The 21,626-nt window shown below is 74.0% G+C and carries 11 protein-coding genes; 8 read left to right on the forward strand and 3 right to left on the reverse strand.

Features of this window, described 5'->3' with window-relative positions; translation table 11 throughout:
* Positions 1-2: 2 nt before the first annotated feature.
* The gene (locus ABZ693_RS00270) at positions 3-3,686 is read right to left on the reverse strand and encodes a nitrate reductase subunit alpha (RefSeq protein WP_359871644.1); all 3,684 of its coding nucleotides are present in this window, start codon (positions 3,684-3,686) and stop codon (positions 3-5) included.
* A 162-nt stretch (positions 3,687-3,848) separates the two neighbouring features.
* On the opposite strand from ABZ693_RS00270, the gene ABZ693_RS00275 reads away from it, so the two are divergent.
* Positions 3,849-4,595, forward strand: a complete 747-nt coding sequence (locus tag ABZ693_RS00275; protein WP_359871646.1) for a YwiC-like family protein — start codon at positions 3,849-3,851, stop codon at positions 4,593-4,595.
* A gap of 43 nt (positions 4,596-4,638) precedes the next feature.
* Here ABZ693_RS00275 and ABZ693_RS00280 read toward each other — a convergent pair whose 3' ends face one another.
* Positions 4,639-7,260, reverse strand: coding sequence for a flippase-like domain-containing protein (locus ABZ693_RS00280; protein ID WP_359871648.1), 2,622 nt, complete (start codon positions 7,258-7,260; stop codon positions 4,639-4,641).
* A 197-nt stretch (positions 7,261-7,457) separates the two neighbouring features.
* Here ABZ693_RS00280 and ABZ693_RS00285 point away from each other — a divergent pair, with 197 nt between their 5' ends.
* The 6 genes from ABZ693_RS00285 (at position 7,458) to nudC (ending at position 18,749) form a co-directional block, all read left to right on the forward strand.
* Positions 7,458-7,841, forward strand: coding sequence for an MGMT family protein (locus ABZ693_RS00285; RefSeq protein WP_359871650.1), 384 nt, complete (start codon positions 7,458-7,460; stop codon positions 7,839-7,841).
* Between the two features lie 258 nt (positions 7,842-8,099).
* Positions 8,100-11,552, forward strand: a complete 3,453-nt coding sequence (locus tag ABZ693_RS00290) for an ATP-dependent helicase (RefSeq protein ID WP_435842305.1) — start codon at positions 8,100-8,102, stop codon at positions 11,550-11,552.
* A gap of 212 nt (positions 11,553-11,764) precedes the next feature.
* Positions 11,765-12,619, forward strand: a complete 855-nt coding sequence (locus ABZ693_RS00295) for a hypothetical protein (RefSeq protein WP_359871651.1) — start codon at positions 11,765-11,767, stop codon at positions 12,617-12,619.
* 118 nt (positions 12,620-12,737) lie between these two features.
* Positions 12,738-16,244: an ATP-dependent helicase gene (locus tag ABZ693_RS00300; protein WP_359871653.1), complete on the forward strand. Its 3,507-nt coding sequence runs from the start codon at positions 12,738-12,740 to the stop codon at positions 16,242-16,244.
* A gap of 10 nt (positions 16,245-16,254) precedes the next feature.
* Positions 16,255-17,694, forward strand: coding sequence for a dipeptidase (locus ABZ693_RS00305; protein ID WP_359871655.1), 1,440 nt, complete (start codon positions 16,255-16,257; stop codon positions 17,692-17,694).
* Between the two features lie 104 nt (positions 17,695-17,798).
* Positions 17,799-18,749, forward strand: a complete 951-nt coding sequence (gene nudC / locus ABZ693_RS00310) for an NAD(+) diphosphatase (RefSeq protein ID WP_359871657.1) — start codon at positions 17,799-17,801, stop codon at positions 18,747-18,749.
* Positions 18,750-18,893: 144 nt separating this feature from the next.
* Here the strand turns inward: nudC and ABZ693_RS00315 are convergent, their stop codons facing one another.
* Complete coding sequence (locus tag ABZ693_RS00315; RefSeq protein ID WP_359871659.1) at positions 18,894-19,151, reverse strand: mycoredoxin; 258 nt, start codon at positions 19,149-19,151, stop codon at positions 18,894-18,896.
* Between the two features lie 157 nt (positions 19,152-19,308).
* On the opposite strand from ABZ693_RS00315, the gene ABZ693_RS00320 reads away from it, so the two are divergent.
* Positions 19,309-21,486, forward strand: coding sequence for an ATP-dependent DNA helicase UvrD2 (locus ABZ693_RS00320; RefSeq protein ID WP_359871661.1), 2,178 nt, complete (start codon positions 19,309-19,311; stop codon positions 21,484-21,486).
* Positions 21,487-21,626 lie beyond the last annotated feature (140 nt).

The raw sequence follows: 21,626 nt of genomic DNA on the forward strand, positions 1-21,626 counted from the left end.
AGTCAGTACTCCACCTTCTGGTCGCGGCGGCGGATCACCGTCACCTCGTCGCGCTGGTTGCCGGTCGGGCCGAGGTAGTTGAAGGCCCACGTCAACTGGGCGTAGCCGCCGACCAGATGGGTCGGCTTGAGCATCACCCGGGTCAGCGAGTTGTGGATGCCGCCGCGGCGGCCGGTCGACTCGGTCTTCGGCACGCCGACCGTGCGCTCCTGCGCGTGGTTCATGTAGACCGTGCCGGCCGGCATCTTGTGGGAGACGATCGCCCGCGCGGTGACCACGCCGTTGCGGTTGACCGCCTCGATCCAGTCGTTGTCGGCGACCCCGATGGCCTCGGCGTCCTCGGGCGACATCCAGATCGTCTGGCCGCCCCGGCCGAGCGTCATCATGTACAGGTTGTCCTGGTACTGGGAGTGGATCGCCCACTTGTTGTGCGGGGTCAGATAGCGCACTGCGACCTCCCGCCCGGCGGCGCCGTCCCGCCTCGTGCCGGGCGCCGGCTCCCCGTACAGCCGGTGCATGTCCAGCGGCGGCTTGTAGACCGGCAGCGCCTCGCCGACCTCGTGGATCCAGTCGTGGTCGAGGAAGAAGTGCTGGCGGCCGGTGAGCGTGTGCCAGGGTTTCAGCTGCTCGGTGTTGACGGTGAAGGCGGTGTAGCGGCGCCCGCCGGACTCGCTGCCCGACCACTCCGGCGAGGTGATCACCGGTACCGGCCGCGCCTGGGTGTCCGCGAACGTGATCCGCTTGCCCTCGGCCTCCGCCGCGAGGTGCGCCATCGGCTGCCCGGTCCGCTTCTCCAGTTTCTCGAAACCCTGGGTCGCCAGACGGCCGTTGGAGGTGCCGGACAGGGACAGGATCACCTCGCAGGCCCGCTGCGCGGTGTCGAGCCGGGGCCGCCCGTCGGCGACCCCGCCGCGCACCCGCCCGTTCTTCTCGCCGAGGTACGCGACCTCGTCGGCGACGTCGAAGGTGATCGCCTTCGTCGTCACCCCGAGCCGGTCCACCAGCGGCCCGAGCGCCGCGAACTTCTCGCCGACCGCCCCGTAGTCCCGCTCGACGACCGTCAGGTTGTACATGGTCCGTCCCGGCACCGGCGCGCACTCGCCCTTCGACCAGTCGAGGGCCACCCCGCCCGGCTGGGCCATCTCGCCGCCGGGGGTGTCGTGCTGGAGCGCCGTCGCCACCAAGTCCCGCCGCACGCCCAGGTGTTCCTTGGCCAGCTCGCCGAAGCGGCGGGCGAGCGCGTGGAAGGTGTCGTAGTCGGAGCGGGCCTGCCAGGGCGGGTCCACGGCCGGGGTGAAGGCGTGCAGGAAGGGGTGCATGTCGGTGGAGGACAGGTCGTGCTTCTCGTACCAGGTCGCGGCCGGCAGCACGATGTCGGAGAGGAGCGAGGTGCTCGTCATCCGGAAGTCCAGCGACAGCAGCAGGTCGAGCTTGCCCTCGACGTCCTCGTCCCGCCAGCGCACCTCGCGCGGCACGCAACGCGGGCCGTCCTCGGGCAGGTTGGAGTGGGTGCCGAGGAGATGCTTGAGGAAGTACTCGTTGCCCTTGGACGAGGAGCCGAACAGGTTCGCCCGCCATACGGTCATCACCCGGGGCCAGTTGGCCGGCGCGTCCGGGTCCTCGCCCGCGAAGCCGAGCGTGCCGTCCTCCAGCGCCTTCACGGTGTCACCGACCGGGTCCGCCTGGTCGCCGAGGTCCAGCGGGTTGCGGTCGAAGGTCGGGTACGAGGGCATCCAGCCCATCCGGGCCGCGGCGGCGAGGCAGTCCGCGCCGGTCATGCCCTCGAAGCGGCCCTCGGCGAGCGGCGAGGCCAGCGCCTCGGCCGGCAGCGAGTCGTACCGCCACTGGTCGGTGTGCAGATAGAACCAGCCCGCGCCGATCATGTGCCGGGGCGGCCGGGCCCAGTCGCCGCCGCTCGCGAGGGTGGCCCAGCCGGTCACCGGACGGCACTTCTCCTGGCCGACGTAGTGGCCCCAGCCGCCGCCGTTGCGGCCCTGGCAGCCGGTGAGGGTGAGCAGGGCGAGGAAGGTCCGGTAGATCGTCTCGGAGTGGAACCAGTGGTTGGTGCCCGCGCCCATGAGGATCATGCAGCGGCCGTGCGAGCGCTCGGCGGTGTCGGCGAACTCCCGCGCGATACGGGTGACTTGACCGGCCGGGACCGAGGTCAGTGTCTCCTGCCAGGCGGGCGTGCCGACCGTGCTCGCGTCCTCGTACGAGCCGGGCCAGTCGCCCGGCAGACCCGGGCGCCCCACCCCGTACTGCGCGAGCAGCAGGTCGTACACCGTGGTGACCAGCGGCCCGTCGCCGCCGTCCTGGGACAGCCGGCGCACCGGGACACCGCGCCGCAGCACCGCGTCCTCCTCGTCGAAGCGCGGCAGCACGACCTCCGCGGACGCGCCCTCGCCTTCGCCCTCGCCCTCGCCGAAGAGGGTGAGCCGGGGGACGGTGTCGCCCAGGTCCAGGTTCCAGTCCGGCTTCCCGTCCGTCCCCCAGCGGTGCCCCAGCGTGCCGTTCGGCACCACCGGCTCCCCGGTCGCGTCGTCGACCAGGACCGTCTTCCAGGCGGCGTGCTCGACGTCCTGCCCGAGATCGGCGGCGGTCACGAACTTGCCCGGTACCAGGCCCCGTTCGGTCTCCCGCAGGGTCACCAGGAACGGCAGATCGGTGTACCGCCGCACGTAGTCCGCGAAGAACGGCGTCTCGCGGTCGACGAAGAACTCCTTGAGGACCACATGCCCCATGGCCAGGGCCAGCGCCCCGTCCGTGCCCGGGTGCGGATGCATCCACTCGTCGGCGAACTTGGTGTTGTCCGCGTAGTCCGGCGAGACCGTGACGACCTTCTGCCCCCGGTAGCGGGCCTCCGTCATCCAGTGCGCGTCCGGCGTCCGCGTCACCGGCACGTTCGAGCCCCACATCAGCAGATACGCGGCGTCCCACCAGTCGCCCGACTCCGGTACGTCGGTCTGGTCGCCGAACACCTGCGGCGAGGCCACCGGCAGGTCCGCGTACCAGTCGTAGAACGACAGCATCGGCGCGCCGATCAGCGAGTGGAAGCGGGAGCCCGCCGCGTGCGAGGCCATCGACATCGCCGGGATCGGCGAGAAGCCGGCGACCCGGTCCGGCCCGTGCTCCTTGATGGTGTGCACATGCGCGGCGGCGGCGATCTCCAGCGCCTCCTCCCACGTCGCGCGCACCAGGCCGCCCTTGCCGCGGGCCTGCTGATACGCGCGCCGGCGCACCGGGTCGCGCTGGATGTCGGCCCAGGCGAGCACCGGGTCCTTCAGCCGCTTCTTCGCCTCCCGGTACATCCGCAGCAGAGTGCCCCGGACGTACGGGTAGCGGACCCGGGTGGGGGAGTAGCTGTACCAGGAGAAGGACGCGCCGCGGGGGCAGCCGCGCGGCTCGTACTCCGGCCGGTCGGGGCCGACGGACGGATAGTCGGTGGCCTGCGTCTCCCAGGTGATGATGCCGTCCTTGACGTACACCTTCCACCGGCACGAACCCGTGCAGTTGACGCCGTGCGTCGAGTGCACGACCTTGTCGTGACTCCAGCGGTCGCGGTAGAACGACTCCCCCTCGCGGCCTCCGGTGCGGTGCACCTCCCGCAGGTCCTCGGAGACCTCGGCGCGGGAGAAGTACCTGCCCGCCCGCAGGAGGGTTTCGGCAGGGTTGGGCCTTGGCTGCACGTCCGGCTCCTTCACACGATGACGCGTCCAGTTCACTCGACGACGCGTCCGGCACGGCGAGCCTAAGCAGCGCGACCGGTGCGAAAGGGGGGCCGATCGGCCCTCCCCGCTGTGACCAAATCCCGTATCTGTCCCGGCGGATGGCGTGTGAGTCTGGATTCCGTGAGTGCTGTACGACGCTGGTTGCCCAACCAGCACGGAGCCTGGGCGATGCTCGCCGTCCCGTTCGTCACGGGCGTGCTGATCGGCGGCCCGGCCTGGATCGACCTCCCGCTGTTCGTGGCCTGGATACTGGCCTACGTCGCCGCCTTCCACGCCCAGCAATGGCTCCGGCTGCGCCGACTCTCACGCAACCCCCGCGCCGCCGCCCGGCACGTCCGGCCCGCGCTCGTCACCGGCGTGGCCACCGCCGCCGTCGGGATCCCGCTCGCCGTCGCCGAACCGTGGCTGCTGCTCGCCGCCGCCGCGATGACGCCGTTCCTCGCCGTCAACGCCTGGCACGCCCGGTACAACCGGGAACGCGACCTGCTCAACGGGATCGTCGCCGTCGTCCCCGCCTGCGGCATGCTCCTCGTCACCCTGCGGCTCGGCGGCGGCAGCCTCGGCCTTGTTGACGGACTGGCCCCGGCGGCCGCCTGCCTGCTCTACTTCGCCGGCACCGTCCCGTACGTGAAGACGATGATCCGCGAGCGCGACTCGCTCGCCTACCGGCGCGGATCCGTCGCGTACCACGCCCTCGCTCTGGTCGCGGCGACCCTGCTCAGCCCCTGGCTGGCGCTCCCCTTCGCCCTCTACCTGGCCCGCGCCGCCGCCCTGCCGGGCCGCCGCCTCACGCCCCCGGTGGTCGGCGCGGTGGAGCTGGCCGGCTCGCTGACGCTGATGGGGTTCCTGGTGGGGGCGTACGGGTGAGACCGGGGCGGGCCGGGGCGGCGCGGGCCCGGGTGGCGGCGGCCTACAACGCCTCGCGCTTGGTCAGCCAGTTGAAGCAGAGCCAGCCCGGCAGCACCGGCAGCCACAGGGTCAGCAGCCGGAACAGCAGCACCGCCGGTGTGGCGACCTCCAGGGGCAGGTTCACCGCCACCAGGCCGAGGGTCAGCGCGGTCTCGACCGCGCCGACACCGCCCGGCGTCGGCGCCGCCGAGCCGAGCGCGTTGCCCGCGAGGAAGACGACCGCCACGCTCGCGTAGCTGACGCTGACCTCGCCGTGTCCGAAGGCCCGCACCGAGGCGTCCAGGCAGAACACGAACGACGCGGTGAGCAGCAGCATCCCGCCGATGCCGGTGACCAGCTTCATCGGCCGCTGGACCACGTCCAGCATGCGCGGCACCACGCCCGCGAACAGCGAGCGCAGCCGCGTCGACACGAACTTCCGCAGGAACGGGATCGCCGTCACGACGAGGACCAGGACCGCGACCGTCAGCAGACCCGCGATCACCGTCCTCGACGGGGTGAACGACGGCGACTTCTCCGTCCCGGTCAGATAGCCGAAGGTCAGCAGGAGCAGGATGTGCGCTCCCAGGCCGAAGAGCTGCGACGCGCCGACGCTCGCCACCGCGAGCCCCGGGCGTACGCCCGCGCGCTGGAGGAAGCGGGTGTTCAGGGCCACACCGCCGACCGCCGCCGGGGCGACGATCTTCACGAACGAGCCGGCGACCTGCGCCGTCACCGTCCGCCGGAAGCCGACCCGCTCCGGCACGAAGCCGAGCAGGCTCATCGCCGCCGCGATGTAGCTCAGCGCCGCGAACAGCACGGCCGCCGCCACCCACCACCAGTCGGCGTGGCTGATCGCAGACAGCGGGGTCTTGGCGATCTGGCCGAGCAGGAAGTACGCGCCGATGGCGCCCGCGATCAGCGACACCAGGGTGCGCGGCTTGATCCGCTCCAGGCGGACCGGCTCCACCGGGGCCTGAGGGCGGATCAGGAGCACCTGCTGCCGGATCCGGACCAGCAGGTCCTCCTCGCGGGCCTCGTCCAGGGCCTCGTCGAGCGCGCGCTTCTCGGCCTTCTTGTCGGCCTGCTTCTCCGCCCGCGCCTCCTTGCGGGCGGTCGTCAGATTGGCGTGGGCCCGGGCCTCCGCCCGCGCCTGCCGGGCCGCCTCGGAGGCGGCGAGGACCGCGTCGCGCTCCCGCTTCGAGCGCTCGCGGCCGAGCCGGCGCAGCTCGGCGCGGGTCGACCGGCTGAGCGCGATCGGCTGGAGCAGGGGCATGCAGTCGGCGATCGCGTCGCCGCCCAGCACCTCGACGGCGAGGGCGACCGCCCGTTCGGGCCCCACCCGCAGGCCGAGCGTGGTGAGCAGCTGCGCGATGTCCATCCGCAGCACCAGGTCGCCGGCGGCGATCTCGCCGCCCCGCAGATCGGTCAGGATCACCTTGCCGGAACGATCCACCAGGATCGCGTCCCCCGCGAGCCGGCGGTGCGCGATCCGCCGCGACTGGAGGGCCTTCACCTGCCGCCAGGCACCGCGCACCAGGTCGTCGGTGATCTCGTCGTCGTCCAGCGAGTCCAGGGTCCGGCCGCCCAGGTGCTCGTACACGAGCATGACCGCGTCCGGGCCGAGCTCGGAGGTGGCGATCAGTTTGGGCGCGTTCGCGCCCGCCGCGATCGCCGCGTACGCGAGCAGCGCCTCCTGTTCCAGGGCCTGGCGCAGCGAGAGGATGGAGCGGCCGGTGGTGATGGAGCGCAGGGTGAGCCGCCGCCAGGCCCGGTAGAAGAAGCCGTGCGCCTGCTGTTCGCGGTCGACGACCGTCACGTCCAGCGGCGGGCCGTCCTCCAGGGTGACGACGTAGCGGCGGCCCCGGTCGCCGGTGTCCGCCGCGTCCGGCACGCCCTCGGCGCGCAGCGCGGTCACCGGCCGGAAGCCGACCCGGCGCAGTCCGGCGAGGAGCGTCTGCCCGGTCGGCCGGACGTTGGGCGAGCCGACCGCGTAGAGCGTGCCGTACGCCACCGTCCAGCCGATCAGGACGGTGAGGATGATCGAGAACGCGGTGGTGTAGCCGGCCACCAGCATCGTGAACGCGTCGAGCAGCAGCACCACCCACAGCACCACGCGCCAGCGCGGCCGGCGGGCCATGCCGACGGCCGTCATGTACGCGATGACGGGGGCGAGGTAGTTGTGGACGGGGTCGGTGAGCCCGCCCCCGGACTGCGGCTGGGTCAGCGCGTCCTGGATGGTGCCGGGCGCCACCTTCGCCACCCACAGATCGGTGGCGAGGGTCACCCCGTGCGCGAGGACGGCGGCGAGGACGCCGTCGGCGATCCGCAGTCCGTCACGTTTCACGAGCCGTTCGATGGCGAAGGCGACGGGGACCAGCAGGACGGCGATCGAGGAGAACAGCCCGGCGAGCTTGACGAAGATGTCGGGGGCGCCGCCGGCGCCCTTGTTGATGTCGTGCTCCAGGCCGGAGGTCGTGCCCTGGGCGAAGGCGGCGATGGCGAGGACGAGGGCGATGGCGAGGATGCCGACGAGCAGCCGCATGAGATCGGACGGACGATGCACGCGGGCGGCGAGCAGGGGCTCGTCGCCGGATACGCGCTCGGGTGCGCGTTCGGGCCGGCTGTCGTGCGCCATCACCATGTCCGTCTCTGCGTGCTTCTCGGTCGTCGCCGTGCGTGCTGCCGTTGTCGGGTCCGTCGTCGGTTTCGCTGTCGTCTGTGTCGTCGTTACGTGTTCGTGATCTCGTATCACCAGTCACCGCCCGCACGATGGTGGCACGAAGAGAGCCCGAACGGAGGCATCAGGGGGTTGTCAGTGCCGTACGGCAGGATGGGCCGATGCAGACGTACGAGCCGCCCGAGCTGCCGGAGTACGCGGAGCGGGTCCTTCAGGCCGCCGAGGACATCCCGCCCGGCCGGGTGATGACCTACGGGGACGTCGCCGAGTGGATCGGCGAGGGCGGTCCGCGCCAGGTCGGCCGGGTGATGGCGCTGTACGGCGGCTCCGTCCCGTGGTGGCGCGTGGTGCGCGCGGACGGGACGATCCTGCCGGGACACGAACACCGTGCGCTCGGTCACTACCGGGCCGAGGGCACCCCGCTGCGGGACACCCGCGGAGGCGGCGTGCCGCGCCTCGACCTGCGCCGGGCCCGCTGGGACGGGACGGCGGCGGGCACCCCGGTGTCCGGCGGGGACCAGGGAGAACCCGGCACGGACGGGTGAGACCGGGGTACGGGGGAGCCGGGCCGGAAGGACGTCGGCCCGGGAAGACCCTGCCCGGAAGCAGGGGACACGGGGCGCCGGGTCAGGCCGGACCGGCGGGTGTGAGATACCCGCGCCGGAGGCCCGGACGCGTGGGTTCCGGGCGCGCGATCGCGTAACGTCGAGGGTCGCGCTCCGCACCGGGACACCCCGGGGCCCGGGAGCCCCGAGCGCTCCGCGCACCGTACCCACGACCCACCAGCAGGACCGGCGACCCACGTGACTTCCTCCTCCGCCCTTCGGCCTACGCGGGGCCCCGGCGCGTACCGGCTGGTGCGGGCCGTGCCGGCACCGGTGCGGCCCCCTCTGCTTGACGCGACGCAGCGGGCGGTGGTTGAGCACCGGGAGGGACCGCTTCTGGTGCTCGCGGGCCCCGGCACCGGCAAGACGACCACGCTGGTCGAGGCCGTCGCGGCCCGGATGGAACAGGGCACCGCCCCCGAGCGGATCCTCGTCCTCACCTTCAGCCGCAAGGCCGCCGTGGAACTCCGCGACCGGATGGCGGCCCGGCTCGGCGGCCGGCGCCCCCCGCAGGCCACCACCTTCCACTCGTACTGCTACGCCCTGATCCGCGCACACCAGGACGCCGACCTGTTCGCCGAACCGCTGCGGCTGCTCTCCGGACCCGAGCAGGACCTGGCCGTCCGCGAACTCCTCGCCGGACAGATCGGCCTGGAGAAGGCCGGCCTCGGCAAGGTCGGCTGGCCCGACGAACTGCGCGCCTGCCTCACCACGCGCGGCTTCGCCGACGAGGTCCGCGCGGTCATCGCCCGCTCCCGCGAACTCGGCCTCGGGCCGGACGCCCTGGACGCCTTCGCGCGGCGGGTCGGACGCCCCGACTGGCGGGCGGCGGCCGGCTTCCTCGCCGAGTACCTGGACGTCCTGGACCTCCAGGGCGTCCTCGACTACACCGAACTGGTCCACCGGGCCGTGCTGCTCACCGAGTCGGCGGCGCCGGGCACGCTGCCCGCGTACGACGCGGTCTTCGTCGACGAGTACCAGGACACCGACCCGGCGCAGGTCCGGCTGCTGCGCGGGCTCACCGCCGGCCGCACCGGCGCGGTCGTCGCGTTCGGCGACCCCGACCAGTCGATCTACGCCTTCCGCGGCGCCGACGTGAACGGCATCCTCGACTTCCCCGCCGTCTTCGGCGGACCGGTGCGGGTCCTCGGCACCTCGCGCCGCTCCGGCGCCCGCCTGCTCGCCGCCACCCGGCTGCTCGCCCAGCGCATGCCGCTGCCGCGGCTGCCCGCCGCCCAGGCCCGCGCCCACCGCGCGCTTGAGCCGGTACGGGACGGGGGCCGGGCCGAGGTCTACACGTACCCCACGCCCTCGACCGAGACCGAGAACATCGCGGACCTGCTGCGCCGCGCCCACCTGGAGGACGGGGTCCCCTGGCAGGACATGGCGGTCCTCACCCGCGCCTCGGCCCACCTGCCGGCCCTCCGGCGCGCCCTCACCTCGGCCGGCGTCCCGGTGGAGACCGACGCGACCGACGTCCCGCTCCGGCACGAGCCGGCCGTCTCGCCGCTGCTGCTCGCGCTGCGGGCGGCGGCGCACGGGGCGGGGACGGACGGGGACGAGGCGAGGGGGGAGGCGGGGACCGAGCCGGGGGCGGAGCTCGCGCCCGAGTCGGGGCCGGTGCCCGCGCCCGAGCCGGAGTCCGAGCCCGGGGAGGCGCGGGAATCCGGCCCGGAGCCGGCGCCCGAGGAGCGGGAGCCGGAAGCCGGCCCCGAGCCGTCCGGGGCCGCCGGGGCCGTCGAGGACGCCCCCGCCCCCGCCCGCCTCGGGTGGCTCGGCGTCGAGACCGCCGTCGCGTTGCTCGCCTCGCCGCTCGCCGGGATGGACCCGGCCGATCTGCGCCGGCTCGGCCGGGCGCTGCGCGACGAGGAGCGGGCCGGCGGCAACACGGTGCCCGCCCCGTCGGACGTCCTGCTCGCGCGGGCGCTCGCGGAGCCGGAGCGGCTGGTGGCGCACGACCAGCGCTACGCGCGCGGGGCGCGCGTACTCGGCGAGCTGCTGCGGGACGCGCGCGTACGGCTCGCGGCCGGCGGCACCGCCGAGGAGGCGCTGTGGCTGTTCTGGAACGGTACGAGCTGGCCCACCCGCCTGGAGCGCGCCTCGCTGCGCGGCGGCCCGGGCGGCCGCAACGCCGACCGCGACCTCGACGCCGTGTGCGCGCTGTTCGAGACCGCCGCCCGCGCCGAGGACCGGGTCGGCGGCCGCGGCGCGCTCAACTTCCTCGAAGAGCTCGACGCCCAGGACATCGCCGCCGACACCCTCACCCGCCGGTACACCCGCCCCGACGCCGTCCGGCTGATGACCGCGCACCGCGCCAAGGGCCTCGAATGGGGCCTGGTCGTCGTCGCCGGGCTCCAGGAGGGCCGCTGGCCCGACCTGCGCCGCCGCGGCTCGCTCCTGGAGGCCGACCGCATCGGCCGCGACGGGCTCGCCGAGCCGCTCACCCCCGGCGCCCTGCTCGCCGAGGAGCGCCGGCTCTTCTACGTTGCCGCCACCCGGGCCCGCGACCGGCTCGTCGTCACCGCCGTGAAGGCCCCGGCGGAGGACGGCGACCAGCCGTCCCGGTTCCTCGCCGAACTCGGCGTCGAGCCGAAGGAGATCACCGGCCGCCCCCGGCGCCCCCTCGCGGTCGCCGCGCTCGTCGCCGAACTGCGCGCCACCACCGTCGACCCCGCCGCCTCGCCCGGACTGCGGGCCGCCGCCGCCGAACGCCTCGCCCGGCTCGCGGCCCTCGCCGACGAGGACGGCAACCCGCTGGTCCCCGCGGCCCACCCGGACCGCTGGTGGGGGCTCGCCGAGCCGACCCGCGGCGCTGTGCCGCTGCGTGACCGCGAGCACCCGCTCGCCCTCTCCGGCTCCGCCCTCGACCAGCTCGCGAACACCTGCGCCCTGCAGTGGTTCCTGGGCCGCGAGGTCAAGGCCGACGCCCCCGCGACCGCCGCCCAGGGCTTCGGCAACGTCGTGCACGTCCTCGCCGACGAGGTCGCCTCCGGCCGTACGCCCGCCGATCTCGACGTCCTCATGGCCCGACTGGACTCCGTCTGGGACGCCCTCGCCTTCGACGCGCCCTGGAAGTCCGCGCAGGAGAAGGAGAACGCCCGGGCCGCCCTGGAACGCTTCCTGCACTGGCACGTCATGGACCGGGCCGGCCGTACCCCCGCCGCCATCGAGCACGACTTCGACGTGACGCTCGCCGCCGGCGCGTACCAGGTGCGCATCCGCGGCTCCATGGACCGGGTCGAGGCCGACGAGCAGGGCCGTGCGTACGTCGTCGACTTCAAGACCGGCAAGTCCGCCCCCACCAAGGACGAGGTCGCCCACCACCCGCAGCTCGCCGTCTACCAGCTCGCCGTCCGCGAGGGCGCCGTCGACGAGGTCTTCGGCGGCCGCACCCCCGAACCCGGCGGCGCGGAACTCGTCCACCTGCGGCAGGCCGCGCCCAAGAAGGAGGGCGGCGACGCGCTGCCGAAGGTGCAGTCCCAGGAGCCGCTCGAAGGGACCGAGGGCACCTGGATCGGCGACCTCCTCGCCACCGCAGCCGGCCGGGTCCTCGACGAGCGGTTCACTCCTTCGGCGGGTCAGCAGTGCACCACCTGCGCCTTCCGGGCCTCGTGCAGCGCACGCCCGGAGGGCCGCCACATCGTGGAGTGACCTCGTACGTCCCGAGGGGCGCCGTCCCGGGCGCTCGCGGTGCGGGCCGGGCCGTGCTCCGGCAGTCTGGAGAACCGGTGCGCGCGTCCGCGGGCACCGGCCTGACGAGGACCGAGAGGCGGCCCCCGACCCGGACCCGGCACCAGCAGGAACCCGTCGGCCATCAGCGACAGCGAAGTCCCATCAGGGGGGAATCCCGCGAGGAGGCTCGCATGGCGTCCCACACCCCGCTCCGCACCACCACGCTCCGCGCCGCCACGGTCGTCTGCGCCGTTCTGGTCAGCGGAGCCGTGCCCGCCGCTCTGGCATATGCCCAGGCTCCGGCGGCGGCGGAGGCACCGTCACCCACCCCCAGCCCCAGGCCCTACTCGAATCTCACCCCCGCCCAGATAGCCGACAAGGGCATCGCCGCCACCAAGTCCGCGACCTCGTTCCGGATGATGGGCCACGTCATGGCCCACGGCCGCGCCGCCGACATCGACATCTCGCTCAACCAGCACGACTGCTCCGGCACGGTCAAGCTCCGCAACGGCTCCGGCGAGGTCCGGCAGACCGGCGGCACGACGTACATCAAGGGCGACGACGCGTTCTGGCGGACCGGCATGGCCGGACAGCGGCTGAGCCAGGACCAGATGAACTCGGCGATCAGCCAGCTCCACGGCCGCTGGCTGAAGATCCCCGCCGGGATGACCGACGGCCACGGCATGAAGATGGAGCAGTGCAACGTCACGTCCATCGCCGCCGACCTCGGGAAGTTCAAGACCGAGCACGGCCAGGTCGTGCGCGGCCCCGACGGCGTGGTGAACAACACTCCCGTGGCCACCGTGATCAAGCGGAACAGCGTCACGGTGCACGGCCGGACCCATGAGGAGACCTCGACCCTGTCGATCGCCTCTAAGGGCACGCCATACATCCTCAAGGCGGTCGGGACCGGCGGCACCGGCACCGGCTCGCTCGTCTTCTCCGACTTCGGCAAGACCGTGAAGGTCACGGCGCCGCCCGCCGACCAGACCGTCGACGTCTCCTCGATGAAGATGATGATGAGCCCGTCCCCGTCGCCGTCCTGAACGGCTCCGGCACCGCCCTGAGGGGCAGCGGCCCGGCCCTCGCGGCCGGGCCCGGAGGGGAGGCCGCCGGGAGGCGGCACGACGGGGAATGTCGGCGGACCCCGTTAGCCTCTTTGGAGTGACCTCACGCCTCACCGATCCCGAGCAGCTGAAGGAGCTGCTCGGGATCCCCTTCACCCCGGAGCAGACGGCCTGCATCATCGCGCCGCCCGCCCCGCAGGTCATCGTGGCCGGAGCCGGCTCCGGCAAGACGACGGTGATGGCCGCCCGGGTGGTCTGGCTGGTCGGCACCGGCCAGGTCGCGCCCGAGCAGGTCCTCGGCCTGACCTTCACCAACAAGGCCGCCGGCGAGCTGGCCGAGCGCGTGCGCACCGCCCTCGTCCGGGCCGGCGTCACCGACCCCGACCCGGCCCCGCTCCCCGGACCGGACGAGAACCCGCCCGGCGAGCCCCGGATCTCCACGTACCACGCCTTCGCCGGCCAACTCCTGACCGACCACGGCCTGCGCATCGGCCTGGAGCCCACCTCCCGGCTGCTCGCCGACGCCACCCGCTACCAGCTCGCCGCCCGCGTGCTGCGCGAGTCCCCCGGCCCGTACCCCGCGCTCACCCGCTCCTTCCCCACCCTCGTCGGCGACCTGCTCGCCCTCGACGCCGAGCTGTCCGAGCACCTCGTACGGCCCGAGCAGCTCCGCGCGTACGACACCGAGCTGCTCGCCGCCCTCGCCGGCGCCAAGCTCAGCAACGCCGACCTGCGTAAACTCCCCGAGGCCGCCGCCGCCCGCCGCGAACTCCTCGGCCTCGTGATCCGCTACCGCGCCGCCAAGCGCTCCCGCGATCTGCTCGACTTCGGCGACCAGATCGCCCTGTCCGCCGAGATCGCCACCACCCGGCCCGAGGTCGGGGCGCTGCTGCGCGACGAGTTCCGGGTGGTGCTCCTCGACGAGTACCAGGACACCTCCGTCGCCCAGCGGCTGCTGCTGTCCGGCCTCTTCGGCCAGGGCACCGGGCACGCCGTCACCGCCGTCGGCGACCCCTGCCAGGCCATCTACGGCTGGCGCGGCGCCTCCGTCGCCAACCTCGACGACTTCCCCACCCACTTCGCCCAGGCCGACGGTCGCCCCGCCGCCCGGCACGCCCTGTCCGAGAACCGCCGCAGCGGCGGCCGGCTCCTCGACCTCGCCAACGGCCTCGCCACCCCCCTGCGCGCCATGCACGCGGGCGTGGAGGCGCTGCGGCCCGCGCCCGGCGCGGAGCGCGACGGCAGCGTACGGATCGCGCTGCTGCCCACCCACACCGACGAGATCGGCTGGCTCGCCGACTCCCTCGCCCACCTGGTCCGCACCGGCACCCCGCCCGGCGAGATCGCCGTCCTGTGCCGCACGGCCGGCGACTTCCCCGCGATCCAGGCCGCGCTCGTCGCCCGGGACGTCCCCGTCGAGGTCGTCGGCCTGTCCGGGCTGCTCCACCTGCCCGAGATCGCCGATCTGGTCGCCGTCTGCGAGGTCCTCCAGGACCCCGGCGCCAACGCCTCCCTCGTCCGGCTCCTCACCGGCCCGCGCTGGCGCATCGGCCCGCGCGACCTGGCCCTCCTCGGCCGTCGCGCCCGGCTGCTCGTGCACCGCCCCGGGGCGGAGGCGGAGGACGCCGACCAGCGGCTCGCCGCCGCCGTCGAGGGCGTCGACCCGGCCGAGGTGATCTCGCTCGCCGACGCGCTCGACACCTTCCTCGACCCGGCCGGCGCCGAGGACGACACGCTGCCGTTCTCCGCCGAGGCCCGGGTCCGCTTCGCCCGCCTCGCCACCGAACTGCGCGCCCTGCGCACCTCGCTCGCCGACCCGCTGATGGACGTCCTGCACCGGGTCCTCGCCGCCACCGGCCTGGAGGTCGAGCTGTCGGCGTCCCCGCACGCCCTGGCCGCCCGCCGCCGCGAGACCCTCGGCAACTTCCTGGACATCGCCGCCGGCTTCGCCTCCCTCGACGGCGAGGCCACCCTGCTCGCCTTCCTCGGCTTCCTGCGCACCGCCGCGCAGTACGAGAAGGGCCTGGACAACGCGCTCCCCGGCGGCGAGAACACCGTCAAGGTGATGACCGCCCACAAGTCCAAGGGCCTGGAGTGGGACATCGTCGCCGTGCCGGGCCTGGTCACCGGGCAGTTCCCGTCCACCCGCGCGCGGGAGTCCTGGGCCGCCCAGCCGCAGGTCCTGCCGTACGCGCTGCGCGGCGACGCGGCGACCCTGCCCGAGCCGGGGGAGTGGACCGCGGCCGCCATGAAGGCGTTCAAGGACGAGCTGCGCGCGCACCAGCACACCGAGGAGCTGCGCCTCGGGTACGTGACCTTCACCCGCCCCCGTTCCCTGCTCCTCGGCTCCGGCCACTGGTGGGGCCCGGCCCAGAAGAAGCCCCGCGGCCCGTCCGGCTTCCTGACCGCGCTGTACGAGCACTGCGCGGCGGGGCACGGCGAGATCGAGGCGTGGGCGGACGCGCCGGCGGAGGACGAGGAGAACCCGCTGCTCGCCGCCGACCTGGCCGACCAGGCGTGGCCGCTGCCGCTCGACAAGGAGTCCTTCGAGCGGCGGCGCGAGGCCGCGCGGGCGGTCCTGGAGCGGCTGTGGGCGTACGGGCCGGGGGACGGCGCGCACGAGGCCCCGGCCCCGGCCCCGGAGCCGGAGGACGGCTGGTTCCCGGACGAGCCCGACTGGGACGGACCGGAGTGGGACGGACCGGAGTGGGACGGGCCGGTCCCGGACGAGCCGCTCCGGGCCGAGGAGCCCCCGCGGCCCGCGGAGGCCTCGGTGGAGGTCCCCGCCCCTCGCACCCCCGACGCGGCACCCACCCCGGAGGAGCTGCGCACCATCGAGTCCTGGGACCGCGACCTCACCGCCCTCGCCGCCGAGCTGCACCGCTCCCGCGCCACCACGCGGGACGTCGTGCTGCCCGCGTATCTCTCCGCCTCCCAGGTCATCCGGCTCGCCGCCGACCCCGACGGCTTCGCCCGGGAGCTGGCCCGCCCGATGCCCAAGCCGCCGCAGCCCGCCGCCCGCCGCGGCACCCGCTTCCACGCCTGGGTCGAGTCCCGCTTCGAGGAGCTGCCGCTGCCCCTGCTCGGCCCGGAGGAGCTGCCCGGCGGCGAGGAGTTCGCGGGGGAGCCGGAGATCCGCGACGAGCGGGACCTGGAGGAGCTGAAGGAGGCGTTCGACCGCACCCCGTACGCCCGCCGCGTCCCGTACCGCGTCGAGGTCCCCGTCCACCTCTCCCTCGCGGGCCGGGTGGTGCGCGGCCGGATCGACGCCGTCTACCGGGACCCGGACACCGGCGCGTACGAGATCGTCGACTGGAAGACCAGCCGTCTGCGCACCGCCGACCCGCTCCAGCTGGCGCTCTACCGGCTCGCCTGGGCCGAGCAGCACGGGCTCGACCCGGAGGAGGTGGCCGCCGCGTTCGTGTACGTACGGACGGGGGAGGTCGCCCGGCCCCGCAGGCTGCCCGGCCGGGCCGAGCTGGAGGCGATCCTGCGCGGCGACGGCCCCGGAGACGGCCCCGAGGGCGTCCCGGGCGTCCCCGGCGCTCCTGGTGTGCCGCACCCCTCGGACGCCCCGGACGGGGCGCCCCCGGGCGCCGGATAGGCTCAGTGCCATGAGCCAGACCCCGGACAGCGCCGTCCACCCCGCACCCTCCGACGCCGTACGCGCCCACATTGCCGCGCACCGGTCCGCCTTCCTCGACGACCTCGCCGCGTGGCTGCGGATCCCGTCGGTGTCGGCCCAGCCCGAGCGGTCCGGCGACGTGCGGCGCAGCGCCGACTGGCTCTCCGAGAAGCTGACCAGGACCGGTTTCACCACGGTCGAGGTGTGGGAGACGGACGGCGCGCCCGCCGTCTTCGCCGAGTGGCCGTCCGGCCTGCCGGACGCGCCGACCGTCCTCGTCTACGGCCACCACGACGTGCAGCCCGCCGCCCGCGAGGACGGCTGGCACACCGAGCCGTTCGAGCCGGCCGTGATCGACGGCCGGATGTACGGGCGGGGCGCGGCCGACGACAAGGGCCAGGTCCTTTTCCACACCCTCGGCGTCCAGGCGCACCTCGCGGCGACCGGCCGTACCGCGCCCGCCGTCAACCTGAAGCTGCTGGTGGAGGGCGAGGAGGAGTCGGGTTCGCCGCACTTCCGCGCCCTGGTCGAGCAGCACGCCGACCGGCTCGCCGCCGACCTGGCGATCGTCTCCGACACCGGCATGTGGTCCGAGACCACGCCGACCGTGTGCACCGGCATGCGCGGGGTCGCGGACTGCGAGATCGACTTCTACGGACCGGACCAGGACATCCACTCCGGATCCTTCGGCGGCGCCGTGCCCAACCCGGCCACCGTCGCCGGCCGGATCGTCGCCGCCCTGCACGACGACACCGAGCGGGTGGCCATCCCCGGCTTCTACGACGGGGTCACCGAGCTGTCCGAGGCCGAGCGGGCGCTCATCGCCGAGCTGCCCTTCGACGAGGCCGCCTGGCTGACCACCGCCAAGTCGCACGGCACCCTCGGCGAGGCCGGCCACTCCACCCTGGAGCGCGTCTGGGCCCGCCCCACCGCCGAGGTCAACGGCATCGGCGGCGGCTACCAGGGTCCCGGCGGCAAGACGATCGTCCCCGCCTCCGCCCACCTGAAGCTGTCCTTCCGGCTGGTCGCCGGCCAGGACCCGGCGCACATCGAGACAGCCGTCCGCGGGTGGCTGGCCGGGCTGGTCCCGGCGGGCATCCGGTACGAGATCGCCTTCGGCGCCCCGACCCGGCCCTGCCTCACCCCGCTCGACCACCCGGCCCTGAAGGCCGTGGCCGGCGCGATGAGCCGGGCGTTCGACGGGGCGAAGGTCCGCTACACGCGCGAGGGCGGCTCGGGACCGGCCGCCGACCTCCAGGACGTGCTGGGCGCCCCGGTGCTGTTCCTGGGCATCTCGGTCCCGTCCGACGGCTGGCACGCGCCCAACGAGAAGATCGAGCTGGATCTCCTCATGAAGGGCGTCGAGACGACCGCGTACCTCTGGAGCGACCTGCCCGCCGCTCTGCGCGCGGACGCCCCCGGCGCCTGACCGTCCGAACACCGGGCAGCCCGCGCGCCGAGCCGTCCGCACACCGACCCGTCCGCGCGCCGGGCCGCACCCACCCATCCGAACCGGGGGAGTTGGAACCACCTGTGAGCAGCACCTTGAAGAACGCGTTCGCGGAACGGCCGATCTCGCTCACCGCCCCGAGCGGGATCGACCGCGCCGCGCACCACCGCCTCGACGAGGCGTGGCTCGCCGCCGCCTGGAGCCACCCGACGACCCGCGTCTTCGTGGTCTCGGGCGGCCAGGTGCTGATCGACGACACGCCCGACGGCCGGACCGAGCTGGTGATGACCCCGGCGTTCGAGGCCCCGCCGACCGAGACCCACCGCTACTTCCTGGGCACCGACGACGACGGCGTCTCCTACTTCGCGCTCCAGAAGGACAGCCTGCCCGGCCGCATGGACCAGTCCGCGCGCCCGGCCGGACTGCGCGAGGCGGGGCTGCTGCTCTCGCCGCGCGACGCCGGTCTGATGGTGCACGCGGTGGCCCTGGAGAACTGGCAGCGGCTGCACCGCTTCTGCTCGCGCTGCGGCGAGCGGACGAAGATCGCGGCGGCCGGGCACGTCCGGCGCTGTCCGGCCTGTGGCGCCGAGCACTACCCGCGGACCGACCCGGCCGTGATCATGCTGGTCACCGACGACCAGGACCGGGCGCTGCTCGGCCGCCAGATGCACTGGCCCGAGGGCCGTTTCTCGACGCTCGCGGGCTTCGTCGAGCCCGGCGAGTCCATCGAGCAGGCGGTGGTGCGCGAGGTCTTCGAGGAGGCCGGTGTCACGGTCGGCGAGGTCGGCTACGTGGCGAGCCAGCCGTGGCCGTTCCCGTCCAGCCTGATGCTGGGCTTCATGGCCCGCGCGTCGTCCCCGGAGATCACCGTGGACGGCGAGGAGATACACGAGGCCCGCTGGTTCTCGCGCGAGGAGCTGGGCGCCGCCTTCGAGAGCGGCGAGGTGCTGCCGCCGTACGGGATCTCGATCGCCTCCCGGCTGATCGAGCTCTGGTACGGCAAGCCGCTGCCGAAGCCGGGCGACGTGGTCTGACCGGCGTCCGACGGGGGTCAGGCCGGGGTCAGGCCGGGGTACGGACGGCGTCCGGCCGGCCCGGCCGGCACCGTAAGCGGAAGCGGAACAGCCCCCTCCCGAGTGATCGGGAGGGGGCTGTTCCCAGCCACGCGGGAGGGAGCCTCAGACGGCGAGGGCCTGCTTGACCTGGGCCAGGCTCGGGTTGGTCATGACGACCTCGCCGTCGCCGGACGTCGGGACGACGCGCACGGTCGGAACGGTCTGGTTGCCGCCGTTGGCCTGCTCCACGAACTTCGCCGAGGCCGGGTCCTGCTCGATGTTGATCTCGGTGTACGCGATGCCCTCACGGTCCAGCTGGCTCTTCAGCCGGCGGCAGTAACCGCACCACGTCGTGCTGTACATCGTCACAGTGCCCTGCATGGCCTGGCGCTCCTCGTCTTCGGGGTGGCACGGAGGTCGGTGCCGAGAATAAAGAACGTACGCCTCGGTCCGGCCATTCCCGGAATTCGTATGACCGGCGTCGCACACCTGTGGACAAGCTCCGCACCGACCCCGCGAGACCTGGCAGCATGGCTGTGTGACAGCAGCAACGCACTCCTCTCTCTTCCCGCAGGTTCCGGAGTCGGCCGACGCGGTGCTCGCCGGGCTCGACCCCGAGCAGCGCGAGGTCGCCCTGGCCCTGCACGGCCCGGTGTGCGTCCTCGCCGGCGCCGGCACCGGCAAGACCCGGGCCATCACCCACCGCATCGCCTACGGGGTGCGGGCGGGCATACTCCCGCCCGCCAGTGTGCTGGCCGTCACCTTCACCAACCGCGCCGCCGGCGAGATGCGCGGCCGGCTCCGCCAGCTCGGCGCGGGCGGCGTCCAGGCCCGGACATTCCACTCCGCGGCCCTGCGCCAGCTCCAGTACTTCTGGCCGAAAGCCGTCGGCGGTGATCTTCCGCGGCTCCTGGAGCGGAAGGTGCAGCTGGTCGCCGAGGCCGCCGCGCGCTGCCGGGTCCGCCTCGACCGCAACGAGCTGCGGGACGTCACCGGCGAGATCGAGTGGGCCAAGGTCACCCAGACCGTCCCCGCCGACTACCCGGCCGCCGTCGCCAAGTCGCTGCGCGACGCCCCGCGCGACGCCGCGGAGATCGGGCAGATCTACGCGATGTACGAGCAGCTCAAGCGCGACCGCGGCGTGATCGACTTCGAGGACGTGCTGCTGCTCACCGTCGGCATCCTCCAGGACCGGCACGACATCGCGGACCAGATCCGCCGCCAGTACCAGCACTTCGTCGTCGACGAGTACCAGGACGTCTCGCCGCTCCAGCAGCGGCTGCTCGACCTGTGGCTCGGCGACCGCGACAACCTGTGCGTGGTCGGCGACGCCAGCCAGACGATCTACTCGTTCACCGGCGCCACCCCCGACCACCTGCTGAACTTCCGGGTCCGGCACCCCGACGCGACCGTGGTCAAGCTGGTCCGCGACTACCGCTCCACCCCCCAGGTCGTCCACCTGGCCAACGGGCTGCTCGGCCAGGCCCGCGGCCGGGCCGCCGAGCACCGCCTGGAGCTGATCTCCCAGCGCGACCCCGGCCCCGAGCCCGCCTACACCGAATACCCGGACGAGCCGGCGGAGGCCGAGGGCACCGCCCGCCGCATCCGCGAGCTGATCGCCTCGGGCGTCCCGGCCGGCGAGATCGCCGTGCTCTACCGGATCAACGCCCAGTCGGAGGTCTACGAGCAGGCCCTCGCCGACGCCGGCGTGCCCTACCAGCTGCGCGGCGCCGAGCGCTTCTTCGAGCGCGAGGAGGTCCGCAAGGCGGGCGTGGCGCTGCGCGGCGCCGCCCGCGCCGGGGGGAACGACGCCCTGCTCGACGACGTCGACGACCTGCCCGCCCAGGTCCGCGCCGTCCTCTCCAGCAACGGCTGGACCCCCGAGCCGCCGACCGGCTCCGGCGCCGTCCGGGACCGCTGGGAGTCGCTGGCCGCCCTGGTCCGGCTCGCCGAGGACTTCGCCCGCGCCAAGCCCGGCGCCACCCTCTCCGACCTGGTCGCCGAACTCGACGAGCGGGCCGCCGCCCAGCACGCCCCCACCGTCCAGGGCGTCACGCTCGCCTCGCTGCACGCCGCCAAGGGCCTGGAGTGGGACGCCGTGTTCCTGGTCGGCCTCACCGAGGGCATGATGCCGATCACCTACGCCAAGACCGACGAGCAGGTCGAGGAGGAGCGCAGGCTGCTGTACGTGGGCGTCACCCGGGCCCGGGAGCACCTCTCGCTGTCCTGGGCGCTGTCCCGCTCCCCGGGCGGCCGGGCCTCCCGGCGCCCCACCCGCTTCCTCAAGGGCCTGCGGCCCGGCTCCGGCAAGCTCGGCGCGGCCGGCGCGGGCGGCGGCGGGGGCATCGACCGGGGCAGCGGCTCCGGCCGGCGCAAGCGGCGCGGACCGGTGCTGTGCCGGGTCTGCGGCGCCACGCTCACCGAGGCGGGCGAGATGAAGCTGATGCGCTGCGAGGACTGCCCCTCGGACATGGACGAGGCGCTGTACGAGCGGCTGCGCGAGTGGCGCGCCGAGCAGGCCCGCGGGCTCGGCCAGCCGGCGTATTGCGTCTTCACCGACAAGACGCTCATGGCCATCGCCGAGCAGGTTCCCGGGTCCGACGGGGAGCTCTCCGCGATCTCCGGTGTCGGCGCCCGGAAGCTGGACCGTTTCGGGGCCGATGTTCTCGTCATCTGCGCAGGTGAGGAGCCCGGAGGGGGGGACGAGGCGGTCTGAGAAAAAATCGTCGGAAAAATAGTTTGCGCCCGCCCCGTCAAGCCCCATAGGTTCGTAACCACGAAAACGGCGGCTTCTTCGAAGCCCTGTCTTCGTGCTGTACTTGTCCAAATGAACATGAGGGTCCGGCTCACCCCGAA

Source organism: Streptomyces laurentii, assembly GCF_040635425.1.
GTDB classification, from domain to species: domain Bacteria; phylum Actinomycetota; class Actinomycetes; order Streptomycetales; family Streptomycetaceae; genus Streptomyces; species Streptomyces laurentii.